We start from the raw sequence: 18221 nt of genomic DNA, 5'->3' as shown, positions 1-18221 counted from the left end.
CTAAATTTGTTTGAACGACACTTAAAACTTATAACCTTAAGAGTTATAGGATCAAGCCGCACGGGCAATTAGTACTGGTTAGCTACGTGCATTACTGCACTTCCACACCCAGCCTATCAACGTCCTGGTCTAGAACGACCCTTTAGGGGAATCAAGTTCCCGGGATACCTAATCTTCAGACGAGTTTCCCGCTTAGATGCCTTCAGCGGTTATCTCTTCCGTACTTAGCTACTCGGCAATGCCATTGGCATGACAACCGATACACCAGCGGTACGTCCACTCCGGTCCTCTCGTACTAGGAGCAGGCTCCGTCAAGTATCCAACGCCCACGGCAGATAGGGACCAAACTGTCTCACGACGTTTTAAACCCAACTCACGTACCTCTTTAAATGGCGAACAGCCATACCCTTGGGACCGGCTACAGCCCCAGGATGAGATGAGTCGACATCGAGGTGCCAAACACCGCCGTCGATATGAACTCTTGGGCGGTATCAGCCTGTTATCCCCAGAGTACCTTTTATCCGTTGAGCGATGGCCCTTCCATACAGAACCACCGGATCACTATGTCCTACTTTCGTACCTGTTCGACTTGTCAGTCTCACAGTCAAGCACGCTTATGCCATTGCACTATCAAGACGATTTCCGACCGTCTCTAGCGTACCTTCGAACTCCTCCGTTACACTTTAGGAGGAGACCGCCCCAGTCAAACTGCCCACCATGCACGGTCCCCGATCCCGATAAGGGACCTAGGTTAGAACCATAAACAGACCAGGGTGGTATTTCAAGGTTGACTCCACGCGAACTAGCGTCCACGCTTCAACGTCTCCCACCTATCCTACACAGGCCGGTTCACAATCCAATGCAAAGCTACAGTAAAGGTTCATGGGGTCTTTCCGTCTAGCCGCGGGTAGATTGCATCATCACAACCACTTCAACTTCGCTGAGTCTCAGGAGGAGACAGTGTGGCCATCGTTACGCCATTCGTGCAGGTCGGAACTTACCCGACAAGGAATTTCGCTACCTTAGGACCGTTATAGTTACGGCCGCCGTTTACCGGGGCTTCGATCAAGAGCTTGCACCCCATCACTTAACCTTCCGGCACCGGGCAGGCGTCACACCCTATACGTCCACTTTCGTGTTTGCAGAGTGCTGTGTTTTTAATAAACAGTCGCAGCCACCGATTCACTGCGGCCCTTTCATGCTTTGCGCGCAGGCGCATCACACTACCGGGGCATACCTTCTCCCGAAGTTACGGTATTAATTTGCCGAGTTCCTTCTCCTGAGTTCTCTCAAGCGCCTTGGAATATTCATCCCGTCCACCTGTGTCGGTTTGCGGTACGGTCTTGTAAAGCTGAAGCTTAGAGGCTTTTCTTGGGACCACTTCCAATCAGTTTAGAGCCGTAGCTCTATCCAGTGACATCCTTGAATTCCGCGCCCGGATTTGCCTAAGCGCCTTCTTCGATGCCCCAACGGAGATATCCAACACTCCGATGACCTTCTGCAATCCGTCCCCCCATCGCACTTTACAACGGTGCGGGAATATTAACCCGCTTCCCATCAGCTACGCATCTCTGCCTCACCTTAGGGGCCGACTCACCCTGCGCCGATGAACGTTGCGCAGGAAACCTTGGACTTACGGCGAGGGGGCTTTTCACCCCCTTTATCGCTACTCATGTCAGCATTCTCACTTCTGATACCTCCAGCATTCCTTACGGAACACCTTCGCAGGCCTACAGAACGCTCTCCTACCACGCACAGTAAACTGTGCATCCGCAGCTTCGGTAACTGGCTTAGCCCCGTTACATCTTCCGCGCAGGACGACTCGATCAGTGAGCTATTACGCTTTCTTTAAAGGGTGGCTGCTTCTAAGCCAACCTCCTGACTGTCTATGCCTTCCCACTTCGTTTCCCACTTAGCCCGTTTTAGGGACCTTAGCTGGCGGTCTGGGTTGTTTCCCTCTTGAGTCCGGACGTTAGCACCCGGTGCTCTGTCTCCCGTACTGTACTTGTTGGTATTCGGAGTTTGCCATGGTTTGGTAAGTCGCTATGACCCCCTAGCCAAAACAGTGCTCTACCCCCAACAGTAATATACGAGGCACTACCTAAATAGTTTTCGGAGAGAACCAGCTATCTCCAGGCTTGTTTAGCCTTTCACTCCAATCCACAGTTCATCCCCTAATTTTTCAACATTAGTGGGTTCGGTCCTCCAGCACGTGTTACCGTGCCTTCAACCTGACCATGGATAGATCGCCTGGTTTCGGGTCTACACCCAGCGACTGAATCGCCCTATTCGGACTCGCTTTCGCTACGCCTCCCCTATTCGGTTAAGCTTGCCACTGAATGTAAGTCGCTGACCCATTATACAAAAGGTACGCAGTCACACCACAAGGGTGCTCCTACTGTTTGTATGCATGCGGTTTCAGGATCTATTTCACTCCCCTTCCGGGGTTCTTTTCGCCTTTCCCTCACGGTACTGGTTCACTATCGGTCGATCACGAGTATTTAGCCTTGGAGGATGGTCCCCCCATATTCAGACAGGATTTCACGTGTCCCGCCCTACTTATCTAACGCCTAGTACCACCGATTTGATTTCGCTTACGGGACTATCACCCACTACGGTAAAACTTTCCATTTTTTTCAGCTATCAAATCGACTATCACGTTAAGGCTGGTCCGGTTTCGCTCGCCACTACTTCCGGAATCTCGGTTGATTTCTTTTCCTCAGGTTACTTAGATGGTTCAGTTCACCTGGTTCGCTTCGCTACACCTATGTATTCAGTGTAGGATACAGTATCGCTACTGTGGGTTTCCCCATTCGGACATCTACGGATCAAAGCTTGTTTGTCAGCTCCCCGTAGCTTTTCGCAGACTACCACGTCCTTCATCGCCTGTGATCGCCAAGGCATCCGCCGCATGCACTTATTCGCTTGATCCTATAACACTTAAGGCTACAGGATTATGAGTTTTAGCAATTGTGCCGTTCATCAAGTTTGCTTGGATTCGATTTTACTCGAATTCAAAAAAGAACTTTGTTTGAACAAAATTGTTGATTTGCAATCACAACCCGTCTATTCATACAGCCAACAATTAAGTTGGTGTATACATGAATACACTTCGTTGTGCTTTTTCCAGATTGTTAAAGAACATAACCAGCGATGAGCTTTATCAGCCCAACGAGTAACACTGTCATCAACAATGCTATTCGTTAAACTGTCAGTACCCAAGCAACTCGACATTTCAAGCTGCACTTCACTGCATTTCATGACCAAACTTCAATCACCACCGTAAAAATCTTGGTGGAGGATGACGGGATCGAACCGACGACCCCCTGCTTGCAAAGCAGGTGCTCTCCCAGCTGAGCTAATCCCCCGTGGTATTCGTGGTGGGTCAAGTTGGAATCGAACCAACGACCCCCGCCTTATCAAGACGGTGCTCTAACCGACTGAGCTACTGACCCAATTCGTTACTGCTTCGTTGGTGACTACCTTGGTCATGAACTTTCTAACAGCCAATAAGTGTGGACGCTTTCGCTTTGTGAACCTTCGCTCTTAAAGGAGGTGATCCAGCCGCACCTTCCGATACGGCTACCTTGTTACGACTTCACCCCAGTCATGAATCCCACCGTGGTAAGCGTCCTCCTTACGGTTAGACTACCTACTTCTGGTGAAACCCACTTCCATGGTGTGACGGGCGGTGTGTACAAGACCCGGGAACGTATTCACCGCGGCATTCTGATCCGCGATTACTAGCGATTCCGACTTCACGCAGTCGAGTTGCAGACTGCGATCCGGACTACGATCGGGTTTATGAGATTAGCTCCCCCTCGCGGGTTGGCGACCCTCTGTCCCGACCATTGTATGACGTGTGAAGCCCTACGCATAAGGGCCATGAGGACTTGACGTCATCCCCACCTTCCTCCGGTTTGTCACCGGCAGTCTCATTAGAGTGCTCTTTCGTAGCAACTAATGACAAGGGTTGCGCTCGTTGCGGGACTTAACCCAACATCTCACGACACGAGCTGACGACAGCCATGCAGCACCTGTGTTCCAGTTCCCTTGCGGGCACTCCTAAATCTCTTCAGGATTCTAGACATGTCAAGCGTAGGTAAGGTTTTTCGCGTTGCATCGAATTAATCCACATCATCCACCGCTTGTGCGGGTCCCCGTCAATTCCTTTGAGTTTTAATCTTGCGACCGTACTCCCCAGGCGGTCAACTTCACGCGTTAGCTGCGCTACTAAGGCCTAACGGCCCCAACAGCTAGTTGACATCGTTTAGGGCGTGGACTACCAGGGTATCTAATCCTGTTTGCTCCCCACGCTTTCGTACCTGAGCGTCAGTATTATCCCAGGGGGCTGCCTTCGCCATCGGTATTCCTCCACATCTCTACGCATTTCACTGCTACACGTGGAATTCTACCCCCCTCTGACATACTCTAGCCAGGTAGTTAAAAATGCAGTTCCAAGGTTGAGCCCTGGGATTTCACATCTTTCTTTCCTAGCCGCCTGCGTACCCTTTACGCCCAGTAATTCCGATTAACGCTTGCACCCTACGTATTACCGCGGCTGCTGGCACGTAGTTAGCCGGTGCTTATTCTACAGGTACCGTCATCTTCAGAGGTTATTAACCCCTGCTATTTCTTCCCTGTCAAAAGTGCTTTACAACCCGAAGGCCTTCATCACACACGCGGGATGGCTGGATCAGGGTTTCCCCCATTGTCCAAAATTCCCCACTGCTGCCTCCCGTAGGAGTCTGGGCCGTGTCTCAGTCCCAGTGTGGCTGGTCGTCCTCTCAAACCAGCTACGGATCGTCGCCTTGGTAGGCCTTTACCCCACCAACTAGCTAATCCGATATCGGCCGCTCCAATAGTGAGAGGTCTTGCGATCCCCCCCTTTCCCCCGTAGGGCGTATGCGGTATTAGCCACTCTTTCGAGTAGTTATCCCCCGCTACTGGGCACGTTCCGATACATTACTCACCCGTCCGCCACTCGCCACCAAGAGAGCAAGCTCTCTCGTGCTGCCGTTCGACTTGCATGTGTAAAGCATCCCGCTAGCGTTCAATCTGAGCCAGGATCAAACTCTTCAGTTTAATCTCTGTATATTTGCCTTAAGTAACCGAAGCTACCTAAGACGGAGTAATTCGTACTCAAAGAAATTTAGAGTTGTTTGCACAAGGCAAAAACCTAATTTTCTTTATGTGAGCACTTGTCAATTTAGTTGGCGAACCTTCGTGAGAAGGTTGGTCCACTCATTCCAAGCGCCCACACTTATCGGCTGTTAAATTTTTAAAGAACACTTGCTACCGAAGTAGCTAGTCGCTGCCGTTGCAGCTAAACCAGAGAAGTGAAATTATGAAGTATTTTGTTTTTGGTGTCAAGCGTTTTTTTCAAAACATTTAAAACCGAAACCACCTCAAAACCCACTCACAAAAATTAACTCTCAAACCTGAAAACTAAGTTTTGTGCTCTTCAGCAAAGAAAGAAACTTTAACATGGTTTTTTAAAACTTGTCAAGATTTATTTTCTTGCCGTTTCACCCTTTCGGATGAATCGCAACCTCCCGCAGAAGACCGCTGCCTTGTAAAGCAAACTGCTTTTCAAACAAGGGAGTGAACTATAGTCCTTTTCCCTGATGCCTGTCAAACGTTTGTTTTACTTGGCTTTCGTTGTTTGATCGTGGGATCCACCTAGGGAAAACCCGTATGTCTTGCAACGAAGAAACGAAACTATAGCACCATCAATCACAGCCACACAAGCTATTTATGACAAACAAATGAAGATTTTATGAAGATATTTTCAAATACCCATCAATTCAATGACTTACGGTTTGAAATATTTTCTAAGTGCTAGAAGAAAACTCCAAGAGGCTGCTCTGAGCCCACTTCCGCCCCCAACCAACCAACCAACCAACTAACTAACTAACTAACTAACTAACTAACTAACTAACGGACAATGCTAGCTTGTGCATCCCGCACCACTATCTCTTCGTTTGGCAACCATCGAACAGCAAACCTTCCCTCTATATGGAGCTAGATCTGCACGTTTCTAATCATGACCACCCATATCAATGACCAGATCATAGAACGCCTCCTCTCTGATATATCTGTAGCGTCTTTGGTAGAGGCATAGCTGGCACACCATCACCACGCTATGAAGATAAAGGCTCCAGTCCCACCATGAGATGCAATACGCTCATTCTTACCTATATAGAAGTATGGCTATAGCTCAGCCGACCTCCACTGCACTACTAACCAGCTTCACTCCCTATAGTAAGAACATACCGTGTATGACTAAGGCACTTTACCTGACAACCCTTGGCTATTCCTTATTAAACAGCGACACCTAAATAGCCAGACTCTGCAATCAGACGATCTAGACATAGCCCTTTTCTTGCTAGCTAAATCTCTCTTATATATAGAACCCACTTCGCTCCTCTGCCGCTAAGTTCAAAAATGGCTGTAGTAATAGTTCTGCAGGAAGGCTGAGTCATCTTTTTATCTGCTCTACATTCATCACTAAGTAAGCCCGCTAGCCAACAACAGCGCGCACCCTACGCACACTATATAAGACATACCCACACCTAGGCACAAACAGCGTAGGTAGGCTAACCATGTCACGAAATTTTCGCTGGTAAACCTCAAGCAACAATACTTTCTGAGGCAAAGGACTGCCTATAAAAGGCTAATCGATTCAGCTATCTTCTATCTAGCATGGATTCGCTTATCCTCACATGTGCAACTCTCTATATAAGAGAACCCACAGCCCCCATCTAGATAACAAAATACACAGGCTCACCTCCGTCAATGCTGTCTCTGAGGATTTTTCTGAAGTATTTCTACGGATTCAAGAGGCTCTTACTGTTCTTACTATATAGAATAGAGCACTAGCACCTTCCTAAACTTCGCCCTACACTGGGTTGATTGCAACTTTGTCACTACCAACATGCCTGAAGACATTCTGATCAACATTACCCCCTTTGAAACTCGTGCGGTCGTCGTAGAGCAAGGGGCCGTGCAAGAACTGCACATAGAACGCAGCATTCAACGTGGCTTCGTAGGCAATATTTATCTTGGCAAGGTGGCTCGTGTGCTACCTGGTATGCAAAGTGCATTTATAGATATAGGGCAAGAACGCGCGGCATTCGTGCATATTTCAGATTTACGCCAGAACCGCACTGAGCGCTTAAACGGCAGCAACCCTACTCCCATAGAGAAACTGCTATTTGAAGGCCAGTCGTTAATTGTTCAGGTAACCAAAGATCCACTGGGCACAAAAGGGGCTAGAGTTTCTACACAGGTCAGTATTGCTGGCCGCATGTTGGTCTATTTGCCTTTTGATCCGCACATTGGTGTGTCACAGCGCATAGAAGACGAAGCACTGCGTATTTCGCTTAGAGAAAAAATTGAAGCGCTAAGTAGCCCTGACGAAAAAGGCGGATTCATCGTACGTACTCAAGCTGAACAAGCCAGCGACGATGAATTACGTGCGGACTGCGAGTATTTGCGCAAACTGTGGAGTATTATCCAGCAACGTTTACGCACCCAACCTTGCCCCTCTACACTGTACACCGATTTAGATCTGACCCAACGCGTGCTGCGTGATATGGTCACGCCAGAAACTCATAACATTATTGTGGATTCACGCACCGTCACCCAACAAATGAAAGAGTGGGCTGAGGTTTATACGCCTTCGGTACTGGACAGAATTCAACTCTATACCGGTACCCGCCCCCTTTTCGATACTGTACACGTTGACGAAGAGATTTCGCGTGCTCTATCTAGACGGGTAGATTTGAAATCAGGCGGCTATTTAATTATTGACCAAACAGAAGCCCTAACCACGGTAGACGTAAACACTGGTGGCTACGTGGGTGGTCGCAATTTTGGCGATACGATTTTTAAAACCAACTTGGAAGCTGCAGGCACGATTGCACGTCAACTGCGATTGAGGAACTTAGGCGGCATTATTGTGTTGGACTTCATCGATATGGATAACGATGAGCACCGCCAAAGCGTATTAAATGAACTACAAACAGCGCTAAGCAAAGACCGCACTCGTATCACCGTCAGCAATTTCAGCCAGCTAGGCCTGGTTGAAATGACACGCAAACGCACTAGAGAGTCACTGAACAACTTACTATGCGAACCCTGCCCTACTTGCCAATCACGCGGTAGCGTAAAAACTTCGCGTACCATTTGTTATGACATTTTGCGTGAAGTACTTCGTGAGGCCAGACAGTTCAACCCCAAAGAGTTTAGGATTCTGGCCTCACAAGAGGTAGTGGATTTATTTCTAGAGGAAGAAAGTGAGCACTTAGCTCAAACTGGCGACTTCATCGGTAAACCTATTTCACTGGAAGTAGATCCCCAGCATGCTCAAGAACAGTACGACATCATACTGTTCTAATCGCACAACTTAACCTTCTGTACCCAAGCACACTTTAGGGTCTTGCAAGATACGCAAGGCCCTTGTTGCCTCTTTGCCCGACATTGGGAAATAACTGTAAACCGTGGCTTCTACGTAGCCAGTTCCGTACGACGTCAAATCAAACAAAATACTTTCTTTGGTTTCTATGCCTGGTTTAGGTTTATAGACAACAGTAGCGTAATGGATTTGATAGGGATCCAACGACCACTCAAACTCTGAACCGCAAAGACGTTGGTTTGCAAATAGATTTTGCTGAATTTCAGCCAGAGTACTGTAGAAGCGATATGTATCTCGCTGATATTGCTCTTGGCGCAATGTAGACTGATCTTGATTTGCTGGTGCAGTTGCCACACAACCAGCCAAACCCACAGCGGCCAACGCCACGATTTTCCCCAACACTTTCATACCTGCTTTCCTTTCTAGAAGTTCTCTGCGGTTTATTTGGTCTTACTAGAGCTGCTGCTCACCGTCTGTTTTCTCGGTGAACTCCATGTTATAGAGCGATGCATACATACCGCCTAAATCTAGTAGCTCTTGGTGTGTACCTTGCTCTGCAATTTGGCCTTTTTCCAGTACCAAAATTGAGTTGGCATTTTGGATGGTTGTGAGCCTGTGAGCAATCACCAAGGTAGTACGGTTTTCCATCAGTCTATCTAGTGCATTCTGAATCTGCCATTCAGACTCATTATCCAAAGCAGAGGTTGCCTCATCCAAAATCAAAATAGGACTATCTTTAATCAATGCCCTAGCAATCGCCAAGCGTTGACGCTGACCACCCGACAACATATTGGCTTTCTCACCAACTGGTGCATCTAGGCCTTCAGGTAAGGAGCGGACAAAATCGGCCAAGCTAGCAGCTTCCAAAGCTGCCCACACCTCTTTATCGGTTTTCCCTGAGTAGCCACCATAGGCAACATTGTCACGGATACTTCCCTCGAACAACACTACATCTTGGCTGACCATAGAAATCTGAGCCCGCAATGCGCGCAAATCTATATCTTGAATATCAATACCATCAATCAATACTTGACCACTGTCTGGCACGATAAAACGCGGTAGCATATTCGCCAAGGTGGTTTTACCACTACCAGAGCGCCCTACTAATGCAATAGTTTGACCCGATTTAGCACTAAAGCTTAGGTTATTCACCACAGGGTTATCTGAACCATCAAAAGCATGCGTCACCTGACGATATTCCACATTGCCTTTCACGGGGGTAGGCAGTGCTGTTTTAGCGCCTTCTGGTTCAACTTCTGCATCAATCAGCGAGAACACGCTTTCAGCAGCCACCAACATACGCTGTGTAGTTCCAGCCATGCCGGTGATACGACGAATAGGGTCAAACAGCTGAGCCAACGCACCCAAAAAGGCCGCAAAGCTACCCACCGTTAAACCGTCTACAGACGACTGGTACAACGCCATCGCAACCACACCAGCAACGGCCAATGAGATAAAGAATTGAGTAATAGGTGACAGCGCTGAGTTAGCGGTAGCGGCGCGCATTGCAAACCTACGCAGTCTACCGTTGACGTACACAAAACGCTCAGTTTCGTGCTCATAGCCATTAAACAGCTTAACAACGCGCTCGCCTTCAATCGTTTCGCTTACCACTCGCACCATCTCGGCGTTCATGTTGATGGTGTCACGGTTGATTTTCTTCAAGCGCAACGCCACGATACGAGCCGTAATAAACGAGATGGGCAGCATAATGAACACAATGAGAGTAAGCTGCCATGACATATAGAACAGCACAGCGATCAACGCCATGATCGCAATACTTTCACGCACCAAAACGGTGATAACCTCAGTCGCCACTGTGGCCATCGTATTGGCATCAATGGTGAAGCGGTTTAATAGCCTACCTGTATCGCCACGCTTAAAGTACGAGTCAGGCAAAGTTAGTAATTTGGAAAACATATCCGCACGCATGGTGCGCAGCATATTATTGGCAATCAGAGCCAATAAGTAATCACTACCAAATGAGGCTACACCACGTACAAGCATCAGTATCACAATGACCAGCGGTATGCTCCACACATAGTGTGGTTTAACGCCGGAGAAACCTTCATCCAGCAACGGCTCCATAATCAGAGCCAGCACAGGTTTAGTAGCGGCAACAATTACCACCAAGATCAGTGCTACAACGGTGAGTTTCCAGTACGGGGCTACGCGTCTATAAATACGCGGCCAAACGTCGGCATCAAATAACTGCTTTTTAAGATCCGATGATAGTTTTTGTGTCTTCAACTGTGGCTCACTTTATACTAAGAGTCTGCGTGCATTTTAACGCTGATATGCACCCAGTACTCAACCCATGACTTGATGCTGTTTGTATGCCTGTTTCCACCACCACTGAATCCCCTGTCATTTACCTACGGATGCCCAATTGGGTGGGTGATTGCCTCATGTGCTTACCCATACTGCATGCACTGCTGCAACAGCGTGCACGAATTGTAGTGTGTGCTCGCCCATGGGCTAAGAATTTATTGTCTGCCTATGTCCCACAACTGGAAGGCATAGTGCTTATGGAAGGCAAAACCGTTGCTGATGCTACTCGGGTACGCCAATTCCGTCAGCAACACGGCCACTCTACAGCATACGGCATCATTCTACCTGACTCACTATCCAGCGCTTTGGTATTCAAACTAGCTGGGCTACGTAGTGCAGGCTACCGCGACGAAGGCCGCGCTATCTTACTGAAATGGCCTGAAAAAAAACCAGAAACGCCTATGCATGCTGTAGAGTTTTGGTATTATTTGGCGCGTCGCGCCTGCCAACACTGGCAGATTTCCCTACCTGAACAGCCGTCTACAACACTGGCTTTGCAACTGCGTCCTGAAGCCGAAGTCCTGTGTTTAAAAACGATGCAAAAAGCAGGACTTGAGTCTGGGCGCTTTGTTTTGCTCGCCCCTACAGCCAAGGGCATACATAAAGGCCAAATTAAAACCTGGGCCTCCTATGAGCAGTTGTATGCCGCGCTAGAACCTGTGGGATTACCTATTGTCATGTGCCCACCAGCGAATGAGGTGGACGCCGCACATCAACAAGCCCCTACCATTCCCATCCTGCCTGCTTTACCATTAGATAGTTTTGCAGCACTGTGCCAACATGCCGCCCTTGTGGTGTGTAATGACTCTGGCGTCTCCCACTTAGCAGCAGCAGTGGGCGCCCAACAGCTCAGTCTCTTTGGTGTGACATCTCCTTCTCGCACGGGCCCATGGTCTCCCGTTGCCCATAGCTTGGGTGAACAAGGCAAGTGGCCTACTTTGGAAGAGGTAGTGCAAGCAAGCCAAGCATTGTTAAACGCACACGAGAAAGTCGTAGTATGAACCTGACCTCCTGGCTCCCCCAACTCGTTATCCCTATAAACCTAGCCGGCGCACTCGTTGTCCTAGCGCTGTTGTTTTTCTTGATTCGATGGCGAAAACTTGCCGCCCTGTTAACACTGACAGCAGTAGCGTGGGTAGTAGGTTGGTCATTGCCTGGCGTGACCTTATGGGCGGGCGGTTACTTAGAGCAACGTTACCCCCATCAAGCCTTAGAAAAAATCCCTGATGCACAAGCCATTATTGTGTTGGGCGGGCATACTGCCAATAACCGCAAGAACTGGTTTGAAGAGCTAGATACCAACAATACGCTATCCCGCGTGGATTATGCAGCTGCACTCTATGCCGCAGGCAAAGCTCCCCAAATCATTGTGTCTGGCGCAGCCTTTGATGGAGGTATGAGCGAAGCACAAATGATGGCACGTTCGTTGGAACAATTACACGTACCTAGCAATAAAATCCTGCTAGAGCGTGAAAGCCAAAACACTCGTGAAAATGCCCTTTTTAGCATTAACAAGCTACGCACCAACGGCATTACCAAAGTCTTGCTAGTGACCTCCTCTCTACATATGCCACGCTCAATGGCAACGTTTGAGAACCGTGGCATAGAGGTAATTCCTGCCCCTGTAGCACCGCAAATTCTATTGCCCGAACACAGTGATGTGGACCTTTGGATACCTTCTTGGCGCACATTACACGCCAGTCGCTCTATCATCAAAGAATATGTGGGCCTGATCGTTTATTGGGCTAGGGGCTGGATTTAATGCAATGCAGACCGGAGTGTGGGGCATGTTGCACCGCCCCCTCTATAAGCAGCCCTATACCGGGCATGCCGCACGGAAAACCTGCTGGCACACCCTGTATACAATTAGATGAGCAATTACGCTGCAAGATTTTTGGTCTGCCGGAGAGACCTAGTTGCTGTGCTGGCTTGCAGCCCTCTGAAGAGATGTGTGGCAACTCAAGAGAAGAAGCGCTCATTTGGCTAGGTACCTTAGAGCGCCTGACGCTCCCCTCTTGAACTTTCTAGGTCAGTAGGTTTACCTGCTTTTCAATTTTCTACTGAGTAATTTCCATTTATTGAACACTGGTGCAATCAGCGGATGGTGGCTGGCACGTATGCGCTTTGCCAATGTTTTGGCCGGACGGTTGCGTACCGCAAACCTGTGGATGCGAGCACGGTCTGTGTCTGAGGTGTTTCTACCGAATGCCATGGTCGTGTACAGATGACTAAAGCCATTTTTCTGAGCAATGGCAATGTAGTCTTCATCAAAGTAACCCTGCGGCCAGCACAAGTGTTGAGAAACTTCCCCTAGCTCTTTTTGCAAGCACAAACGGGATTGTTCCAGCTCCCACTGCATACGATCATTTTTGGCTTCTGCAGGCATTAAGTCCCAACGTGTGTGCGTATGGGTGTGGCTATGAAACTCAATCAGGCCACTTTCGCGCATTGCTTCTACTTCGCTCCAGCGAGCAATCACCTCGTCACTACGCCCTGCATCAATCAGCTCTTCGCACTCTCGGTGCTCAGGACAGTTTGGCACATTGTCTTGCCCCGTAATGGGACGTACTGGACCATGATGCAACCACGAAGTCACCAAAAATATGGTTGCCTTAAATTGATATTTCTGCAGCAGCGGAAATGCATACACCCAGTTATCCAAGTAGCCGTCATCAAAGGTAATCAGTACCGCTTTACCTTGGTCCTTGCCATCCAGATGCTGAGCAAACTCATCCAGAGTCAGTGACTTATAGCCCTCTTTTTTCAACCAACGCAGTTGGTCTTCGAAGTTTTCCGGCGTGCAGCCTATCATGCCACCGCCGGGACGTACGTGGTGGTACATCAACACAGGTACTGAAGACTTAAACATGATGTAGTTGCTCCAACCAACGGTAATAGCTGCGCTCTGTTTGTTCGCACAATGCTTTTAAGGTGAATCGATTTTCTACAATACCGTACTGATAGCCGATTTCACCCATTTCATGACGTAGCTCTGGGTTATCCAATAACTGCCCAATGGCTTTTGTTAGCGCAGGCGTATCGCCAAAGGGCACTACAAAACCACTTTTACCAGGCACCATCATTTCGGACACTCCCCCCACATCTGTACCCACTACTGGCACACGCGCAGCAGCAGCCTCAGCAAACACAGCGCCAGCAGACTCCGTATGCGTTGCCAAAGCGAATACATCAAAATCACCAATCAGCTCAGGAACATCATCACGCGTCCCCATAAAATGCACTTTCTGACTCACACCAGACTGTTTAGCTTGTTCTTGCAAGCGCTGCATCTCGCCACCATCACCCACAATGACCAAGTGCACCTTACTGTTAACTCTCATCAAAGGCACCATCGCCTCGATCAACGTATCCATCCCTTTGGGCCTACGCAACACGGCAATACTGCCCACGATTAAATCGTCAGGCTGCAGCCCTAATTCCGCGCGTAGTTTTTGTGGTGGCAATGGATCTGGTAGATTCACCGCAGGTGGTGCAATATCTACGTGATCCGGATCTATACCTCTATCGGTAATCTGCTTGCGCACAAACTCACTGACGGTAATTAACCGGTGCGGAATCCATTTGTACGTCAGCAACGACCCTATAGGTCTGGCCAGATGTCGACTACGTACAACCAACGGCACTCCAGCCAATCTAGCTGGAATACCCACTTGCACGCTATCAATACGACTCGCCGTATTCACCACATCGTAGCGATGTGTTTTAAAGAACTTACGCAGACGAAACAAATTACGCCAGAAATCCATACCTTTTTTCATTCTGACCGTATGCACCACAAACCCATCTTTCTCTAACAACTGGCGCAATTGAGCCTGTGGTTGACACAGCATTTCCACCTTATGGCCTTTTGCCCTGAGCTCTAGCATCAAGCGGTGCACATAGCGCTCTTGACCACCGTAACTAGTGGCGGCCTCAGCAAATAAAATGCTTAATTTATGCATGATTTAGTATTCGATCTCCATGGCTTCTTCACCAAGCCAATCTGTAATTTGCACAAACATAGAATCAGCCAGACGTACGCGCCACTCTTCACCCAACCGTACGGTGCAGGAGTAATCGGGATTATGTATCTGCACATCTACCCACACACCTGGGATATTGTTTTCAGGCTCTGCTCTAAACGGATTCAACACTTGGCGTAGGCGCTGTACATCTTGATTATCACGCAGTACCAGACTCAAACTACGTGCACGGGCTTCACGCGCCCCCTGCAAACTAAGAATTTCATCTGCAGTGACTCGCAAACCACCAGTGTAATCATCGTGGCTCACTTTACCTTGAATAATCACCAGTTGGTCTTCACGTAAGTGCTGTTTGTTCGCCTCAAATACTTCATTAAAAATGGATACTTCTACCTGTGCAGAACCATCGTCCAATAAGGCATACAACATTTTCCCTCTGCGGGTCATGCGTACTCGTACTGAGGCCAATACGCCTGCAAACCATTGCGGTGAACGCGACGGCTCTAGCTTCGCTAACGGGCGCGGAGCAAAACGTCGCACTTCATCGCGCCACGCATCAAACAAGTGGGCACTAAAATAGAAACCAATAGCCGTTTTTTCTTCACGCAGTTTGGTTTGTAAATCCCACGGGCGCACACGCGCCAATTCGCTTTCTACAATTTCATCGGTACCGCTGTCGTCAAACAAGCTAGCTTGGTTGGCATTACGTGCTACCTGATCAGCAGCTTCTACTGCATGACTTAACGAAGTCAGCAATGCTGCACGGTTTTCTTCTACGCTATCAAATGCACCAGCGCGAATCAGCGCTTCGATGGTACGTTTGTTCACTACCTGTCGGTCTACCCTACGGCAGAAATCAAACAAGCTAGTGAAATTACCGCCTGCTTTACGCGCCTCAACGATGGACTCTACTGCCGCTTGACCTGTACCTTTTACCGCCCCTAAACCATATCGAATGGTGCGTGGTGGTTTACCTTCTTTGGTGTAACGGTCTTGTACCGGCTCGAAGCGGTAGTTAGACGCGTTAATGTCCGGCGGCAACACCTCAATGCCATTGGCAAGAGCGTCTTGCCAGAAAATCTGCACCTTGTCGGTATCATCCATATCCGACAACATCGTCGCGGCCAAAAACTCAGCTGGATGATGCGCTTTCAACCATGCTGTATGGTAGGCAATCAGCGCATACGCTGCCGAGTGACTCTTGTTAAAACCGTAGCCTGCAAATTTTTCCATCAGGTCAAACAGCTTCACCGCCAGATCACCGTCGTAGCCCTTCGCTACAGCACCTTTTTCAAAAATCTCACGGTGCTTAGCCATCTCTTCGGGTTTTTTCTTACCCATCGCACGGCGCAGCAAGTCAGCGCCACCCAGCGAATAGCCACCGATGATCTGTGAAATCAGCATCACCTGTTCCTGATACACAATCACCCCGTAGGTGCTGGTCAGTACAGGTTCTAGGTCTGGGTGAAAGTAATCTACCTCTGCCCTACCGTGTTTACGGTTCACGAAGTCCACCACCATCCCAGACTCTAACGGACCAGGACGATACAACGCCAACATCGCAATAATGTCTTCAAAGTTGCTAGGGCGCAGACTGCGCAGCAACTCTTTCATCCCGCGCGACTCCAGCTGAAACACGGCGGTAGTATTACCCTCACACAAGATGCGGTACGCATCTGGATCGTCTAAGGATAAGGACATCAAGTTGAAATCCGTTCTAGAGGGGTTAAAAGCACGTACGTACTTCTCTGCCCAGTCCAAAATGGTCAAGTTGCGCAGGCCCAAGAAGTCAAACTTCACCAAGCCAGCTTGTTCAACGTCGTCTTTATCGTATTGGGATACTGCATTAGTATCGATGCCAGGCTGTCGGTACAGCGGGCAGAAATCCACCAATTTTCCGGGAGCAATCAACACGCCCCCAGCGTGCATACCCACACTTCGTGTTAGCCCCTCTAAAGGCTTGGCCAAATCAATGAGCGCACGTACTTCTTCGTCGTTTTCGTAGCGTTCTTTGAATGCAGGTTCATCGGACAAGGCTCGCGACAACGTCCACGGGTCAGCTGGACTAAAAGGAATCAGCTTAGATAAGCCATCACACATGCTATAAGGCAGCTCTAACACTCGCCCTACGTCACGCACCACAGCCTTGGCCCCCAAGGTACCAAAAGTGGCAATCTGACTTACCGCCTGTGGGCCGTACTTCTGCTTCACATAGTCAATTACCCGCTCACGGTTATCCTGACAAAAGTCGATATCGAAGTCAGGCATGGATACCCGCTCTGGGTTCAGGAACCGCTCGAACAGCAAGTCATAACGCAGGGGATCTAGGTCTGTAATACCCAAACTGTAGGCCACCAACGAGCCTGCACCTGAACCACGACCCGGCCCTACAGGAACGCCGTTATTTTTACCCCAGTTAATAAAGTCAGCCACAATTAGGAAGTAACCGGGGAACCCCATCGTCACAATAGTGTTGCATTCCCAATCCAAACGCTTACGGTATTCAGGGTACTGTGCGCTGCGCTCCTCTTCGTTGGGATACAACTGCTTCATGCGCACGTCTAGCCCTGCTATGGCTTCTTGCACCAAGAAGTCATCCAGACTCATACCATCAGGTGTGGGGAAGTTAGGCAAGCAAGCTTTACCCAAGGTCAGCGTCAAGTTACAACGCTTAGCAATCTCTACAGTATTAGCCAACGCTGAAGGGATATCAGCAAATTTGCTGTACATCGCTTCGGAGTCAAGAAAGTATTGTTCTGTAGTAAAGCGTTTAACGCGGCGCGGGTTCGCCAACTGTTCGCCCTCTGCAATACACACACGCACTTCGTGGGCCCGGAAATCATCGGGCTCCATGAATTGAATGGGGTGTGTAGCCACAACAGGGAGTTTTAGCTCAGTTGCCAAACCACATGCGGCGTGCACATAAGCATCATCGCCCTCATGACCTGCTCGTTGTAACTCAATATAGAAACGATTGGGGTAATGCTCTGCCCAGAAGTTGGCATACTCACGCGCCAAATCTGCATTACCCGCATCAATAGCCTGACCAATATCGCCCATGCGTCCGCCGGACAGCAAAATCAGGTTTTGTTGGTTCTCTAACCACTCACGACGTACTTCACCACGTCCTTTGTATTGGTTCTCCAACCATGCTTTAGTCAGCAGATCACACAGGTCTAAATAGCCTTGGTGATTCATCACCAACACCAACAGACGGAAAGGTTTTTCCCGGTCGTGCTCGTTTTCCACCCACAAATCAGAACCAGCAATAGCCTTGATACCTTTTTTGCGTGCTTCTTTATAGAACTTGATCAACCCGAACAAGTTACATAAATCGGTAAGCGCCATTGCGGGCTGCTCTGAAGCTACTGCTCTAGATACCAAGTTTGGTATGCGTGCTATACCATCCACCACCGAAAACTCGGAGTGGCTGCGTAAATGCACAAAAGGAAAACTCGTCATCGTTATAGTGCCAACCTGTATTCAAT

The 18221-nt window shown here is 48.8% G+C and carries 9 protein-coding genes, 2 tRNA genes and 2 rRNA genes; 4 read left to right on the top strand and 9 right to left on the bottom strand.

Translation table 11 applies throughout. The features are described 5' to 3' along the window. Positions 1 to 47 precede the first annotated feature (47 nt). The 4 genes from AC3QL0_RS04920 to AC3QL0_RS04905 form a co-directional block, all read right to left on the bottom strand. A 23S ribosomal RNA gene (locus AC3QL0_RS04920) occupies positions 48 to 2931 on the bottom strand. A 361-nt stretch (positions 2932 to 3292) separates the two neighbouring features. Further along, positions 3293 to 3368, bottom strand: a tRNA-Ala gene (locus AC3QL0_RS04915). A 10-nt stretch (positions 3369 to 3378) separates the two neighbouring features. After that, positions 3379 to 3455: transfer RNA gene (locus AC3QL0_RS04910), tRNA-Ile, on the bottom strand. Between the two features lie 93 nt (positions 3456 to 3548). Next, a 16S ribosomal RNA gene (locus AC3QL0_RS04905) occupies positions 3549 to 5085 on the bottom strand. The 16S and 23S rRNA genes sit together here with 2 tRNA genes alongside, the layout of an rRNA operon. A 1852-nt stretch (positions 5086 to 6937) precedes the next feature. On the opposite strand from AC3QL0_RS04905, the gene rng reads away from it, so the two are divergent. Continuing rightward, on the top strand, positions 6938 to 8401 hold the full coding sequence (gene rng / locus AC3QL0_RS04900) for a ribonuclease G (RefSeq protein WP_493010336.1): 1464 nt from the start codon (positions 6938 to 6940) through the stop codon (positions 8399 to 8401). Between the two features lie 9 nt (positions 8402 to 8410). On the opposite strand, the gene AC3QL0_RS04895 is transcribed toward rng, so the two are convergent. Further along, positions 8411 to 8827 carry a hypothetical protein gene (locus AC3QL0_RS04895; protein ID WP_493010335.1) on the bottom strand — a complete coding sequence of 139 codons (417 nt, stop codon included), beginning with the start codon at positions 8825 to 8827 and terminating at the stop codon, positions 8411 to 8413. Positions 8828 to 8872: 45 nt separating this feature from the next. After that, positions 8873 to 10669, bottom strand: a complete 1797-nt coding sequence (msbA, locus tag AC3QL0_RS04890) for a lipid A export permease/ATP-binding protein MsbA (RefSeq protein WP_493010334.1) — start codon at positions 10667 to 10669, stop codon at positions 8873 to 8875. Between the two features lie 158 nt (positions 10670 to 10827). On the opposite strand from msbA, the gene AC3QL0_RS04885 reads away from it, so the two are divergent. Genes AC3QL0_RS04885 through AC3QL0_RS04875 form a run of 3 tightly spaced genes read left to right on the top strand, consistent with a single transcriptional unit; the run spans position 10828 to position 12769 of the window. Beyond that, positions 10828 to 11751 carry a glycosyltransferase family 9 protein gene (locus AC3QL0_RS04885; protein ID WP_493010333.1) on the top strand — a complete coding sequence of 308 codons (924 nt, stop codon included), beginning with the start codon at positions 10828 to 10830 and terminating at the stop codon, positions 11749 to 11751. Next, complete coding sequence (locus AC3QL0_RS04880; RefSeq protein WP_493010332.1) at positions 11748 to 12512, top strand: YdcF family protein; 765 nt, start codon at positions 11748 to 11750, stop codon at positions 12510 to 12512. Before AC3QL0_RS04885 ends, AC3QL0_RS04880 begins: the two co-directional genes overlap by 4 nt. Continuing rightward, positions 12512 to 12769, top strand: coding sequence for a YkgJ family cysteine cluster protein (locus tag AC3QL0_RS04875; protein ID WP_493010331.1), 258 nt, complete (start codon positions 12512 to 12514; stop codon positions 12767 to 12769). Before AC3QL0_RS04880 ends, AC3QL0_RS04875 begins: the two co-directional genes overlap by 1 nt. Before the next feature lie 19 nt (positions 12770 to 12788). On the opposite strand, the gene AC3QL0_RS04870 is transcribed toward AC3QL0_RS04875, so the two are convergent. From AC3QL0_RS04870 to dnaE, 3 genes are read right to left on the bottom strand one after another with little or no spacing between them, the layout of a single operon-like run. Next, positions 12789 to 13619: a polysaccharide deacetylase family protein gene (locus AC3QL0_RS04870; protein ID WP_493010330.1), complete on the bottom strand. Its 831-nt coding sequence runs from the start codon at positions 13617 to 13619 to the stop codon at positions 12789 to 12791. Beyond that, positions 13612 to 14712, bottom strand: coding sequence for a glycosyltransferase family 4 protein (locus tag AC3QL0_RS04865; RefSeq protein WP_493010329.1), 1101 nt, complete (start codon positions 14710 to 14712; stop codon positions 13612 to 13614). Before AC3QL0_RS04865 ends, AC3QL0_RS04870 begins: the two co-directional genes overlap by 8 nt. Positions 14713 to 14715: 3 nt before the next feature. Continuing rightward, a complete protein-coding gene (gene dnaE / locus AC3QL0_RS04860) occupies positions 14716 to 18195 on the bottom strand; it encodes a DNA polymerase III subunit alpha (RefSeq protein ID WP_493010328.1) in 3480 nt (1159 codons plus the stop codon). Positions 18196 to 18221 lie beyond the last annotated feature (26 nt).

The organism is Paenalcaligenes sp. GW821-LYS-B07-1 (assembly GCF_058803365.1).
The sequence above is the reverse complement of the archived record's forward strand: the minus strand, read 5'-3'. Positions and strand labels throughout refer to the sequence as shown.

What these genes read in the sequence shown, in the direction of transcription:
- AC3QL0_RS04880 (WP_493010332.1), top strand. Translation starts at nt 11,748, where the DNA reads ATGAACCTGACCTCCTGGCTCCCCCAACTCGTTATCCCTATAAACCTA.
- AC3QL0_RS04875 (WP_493010331.1), top strand. Translation starts at nt 12,512, where the DNA reads ATGCAATGCAGACCGGAGTGTGGGGCATGTTGCACCGCCCCCTCTATA.
- rng (WP_493010336.1), top strand. Translation starts at nt 6,938, where the DNA reads ATGCCTGAAGACATTCTGATCAACATTACCCCCTTTGAAACTCGTGCG.
- AC3QL0_RS04870 (WP_493010330.1), bottom strand. Translation starts at nt 13,619, where the DNA reads ATGTTTAAGTCTTCAGTACCTGTGTTGATGTACCACCACGTACGTCCC.
- AC3QL0_RS04895 (WP_493010335.1), bottom strand. Translation starts at nt 8,827, where the DNA reads ATGAAAGTGTTGGGGAAAATCGTGGCGTTGGCCGCTGTGGGTTTGGCT.
- dnaE (WP_493010328.1), bottom strand. Translation starts at nt 18,195, where the DNA reads ATGACGAGTTTTCCTTTTGTGCATTTACGCAGCCACTCCGAGTTTTCG.
- AC3QL0_RS04885 (WP_493010333.1), top strand. Translation starts at nt 10,828, where the DNA reads ATGTGCTTACCCATACTGCATGCACTGCTGCAACAGCGTGCACGAATT.
- AC3QL0_RS04865 (WP_493010329.1), bottom strand. Translation starts at nt 14,712, where the DNA reads ATGCATAAATTAAGCATTTTATTTGCTGAGGCCGCCACTAGTTACGGT.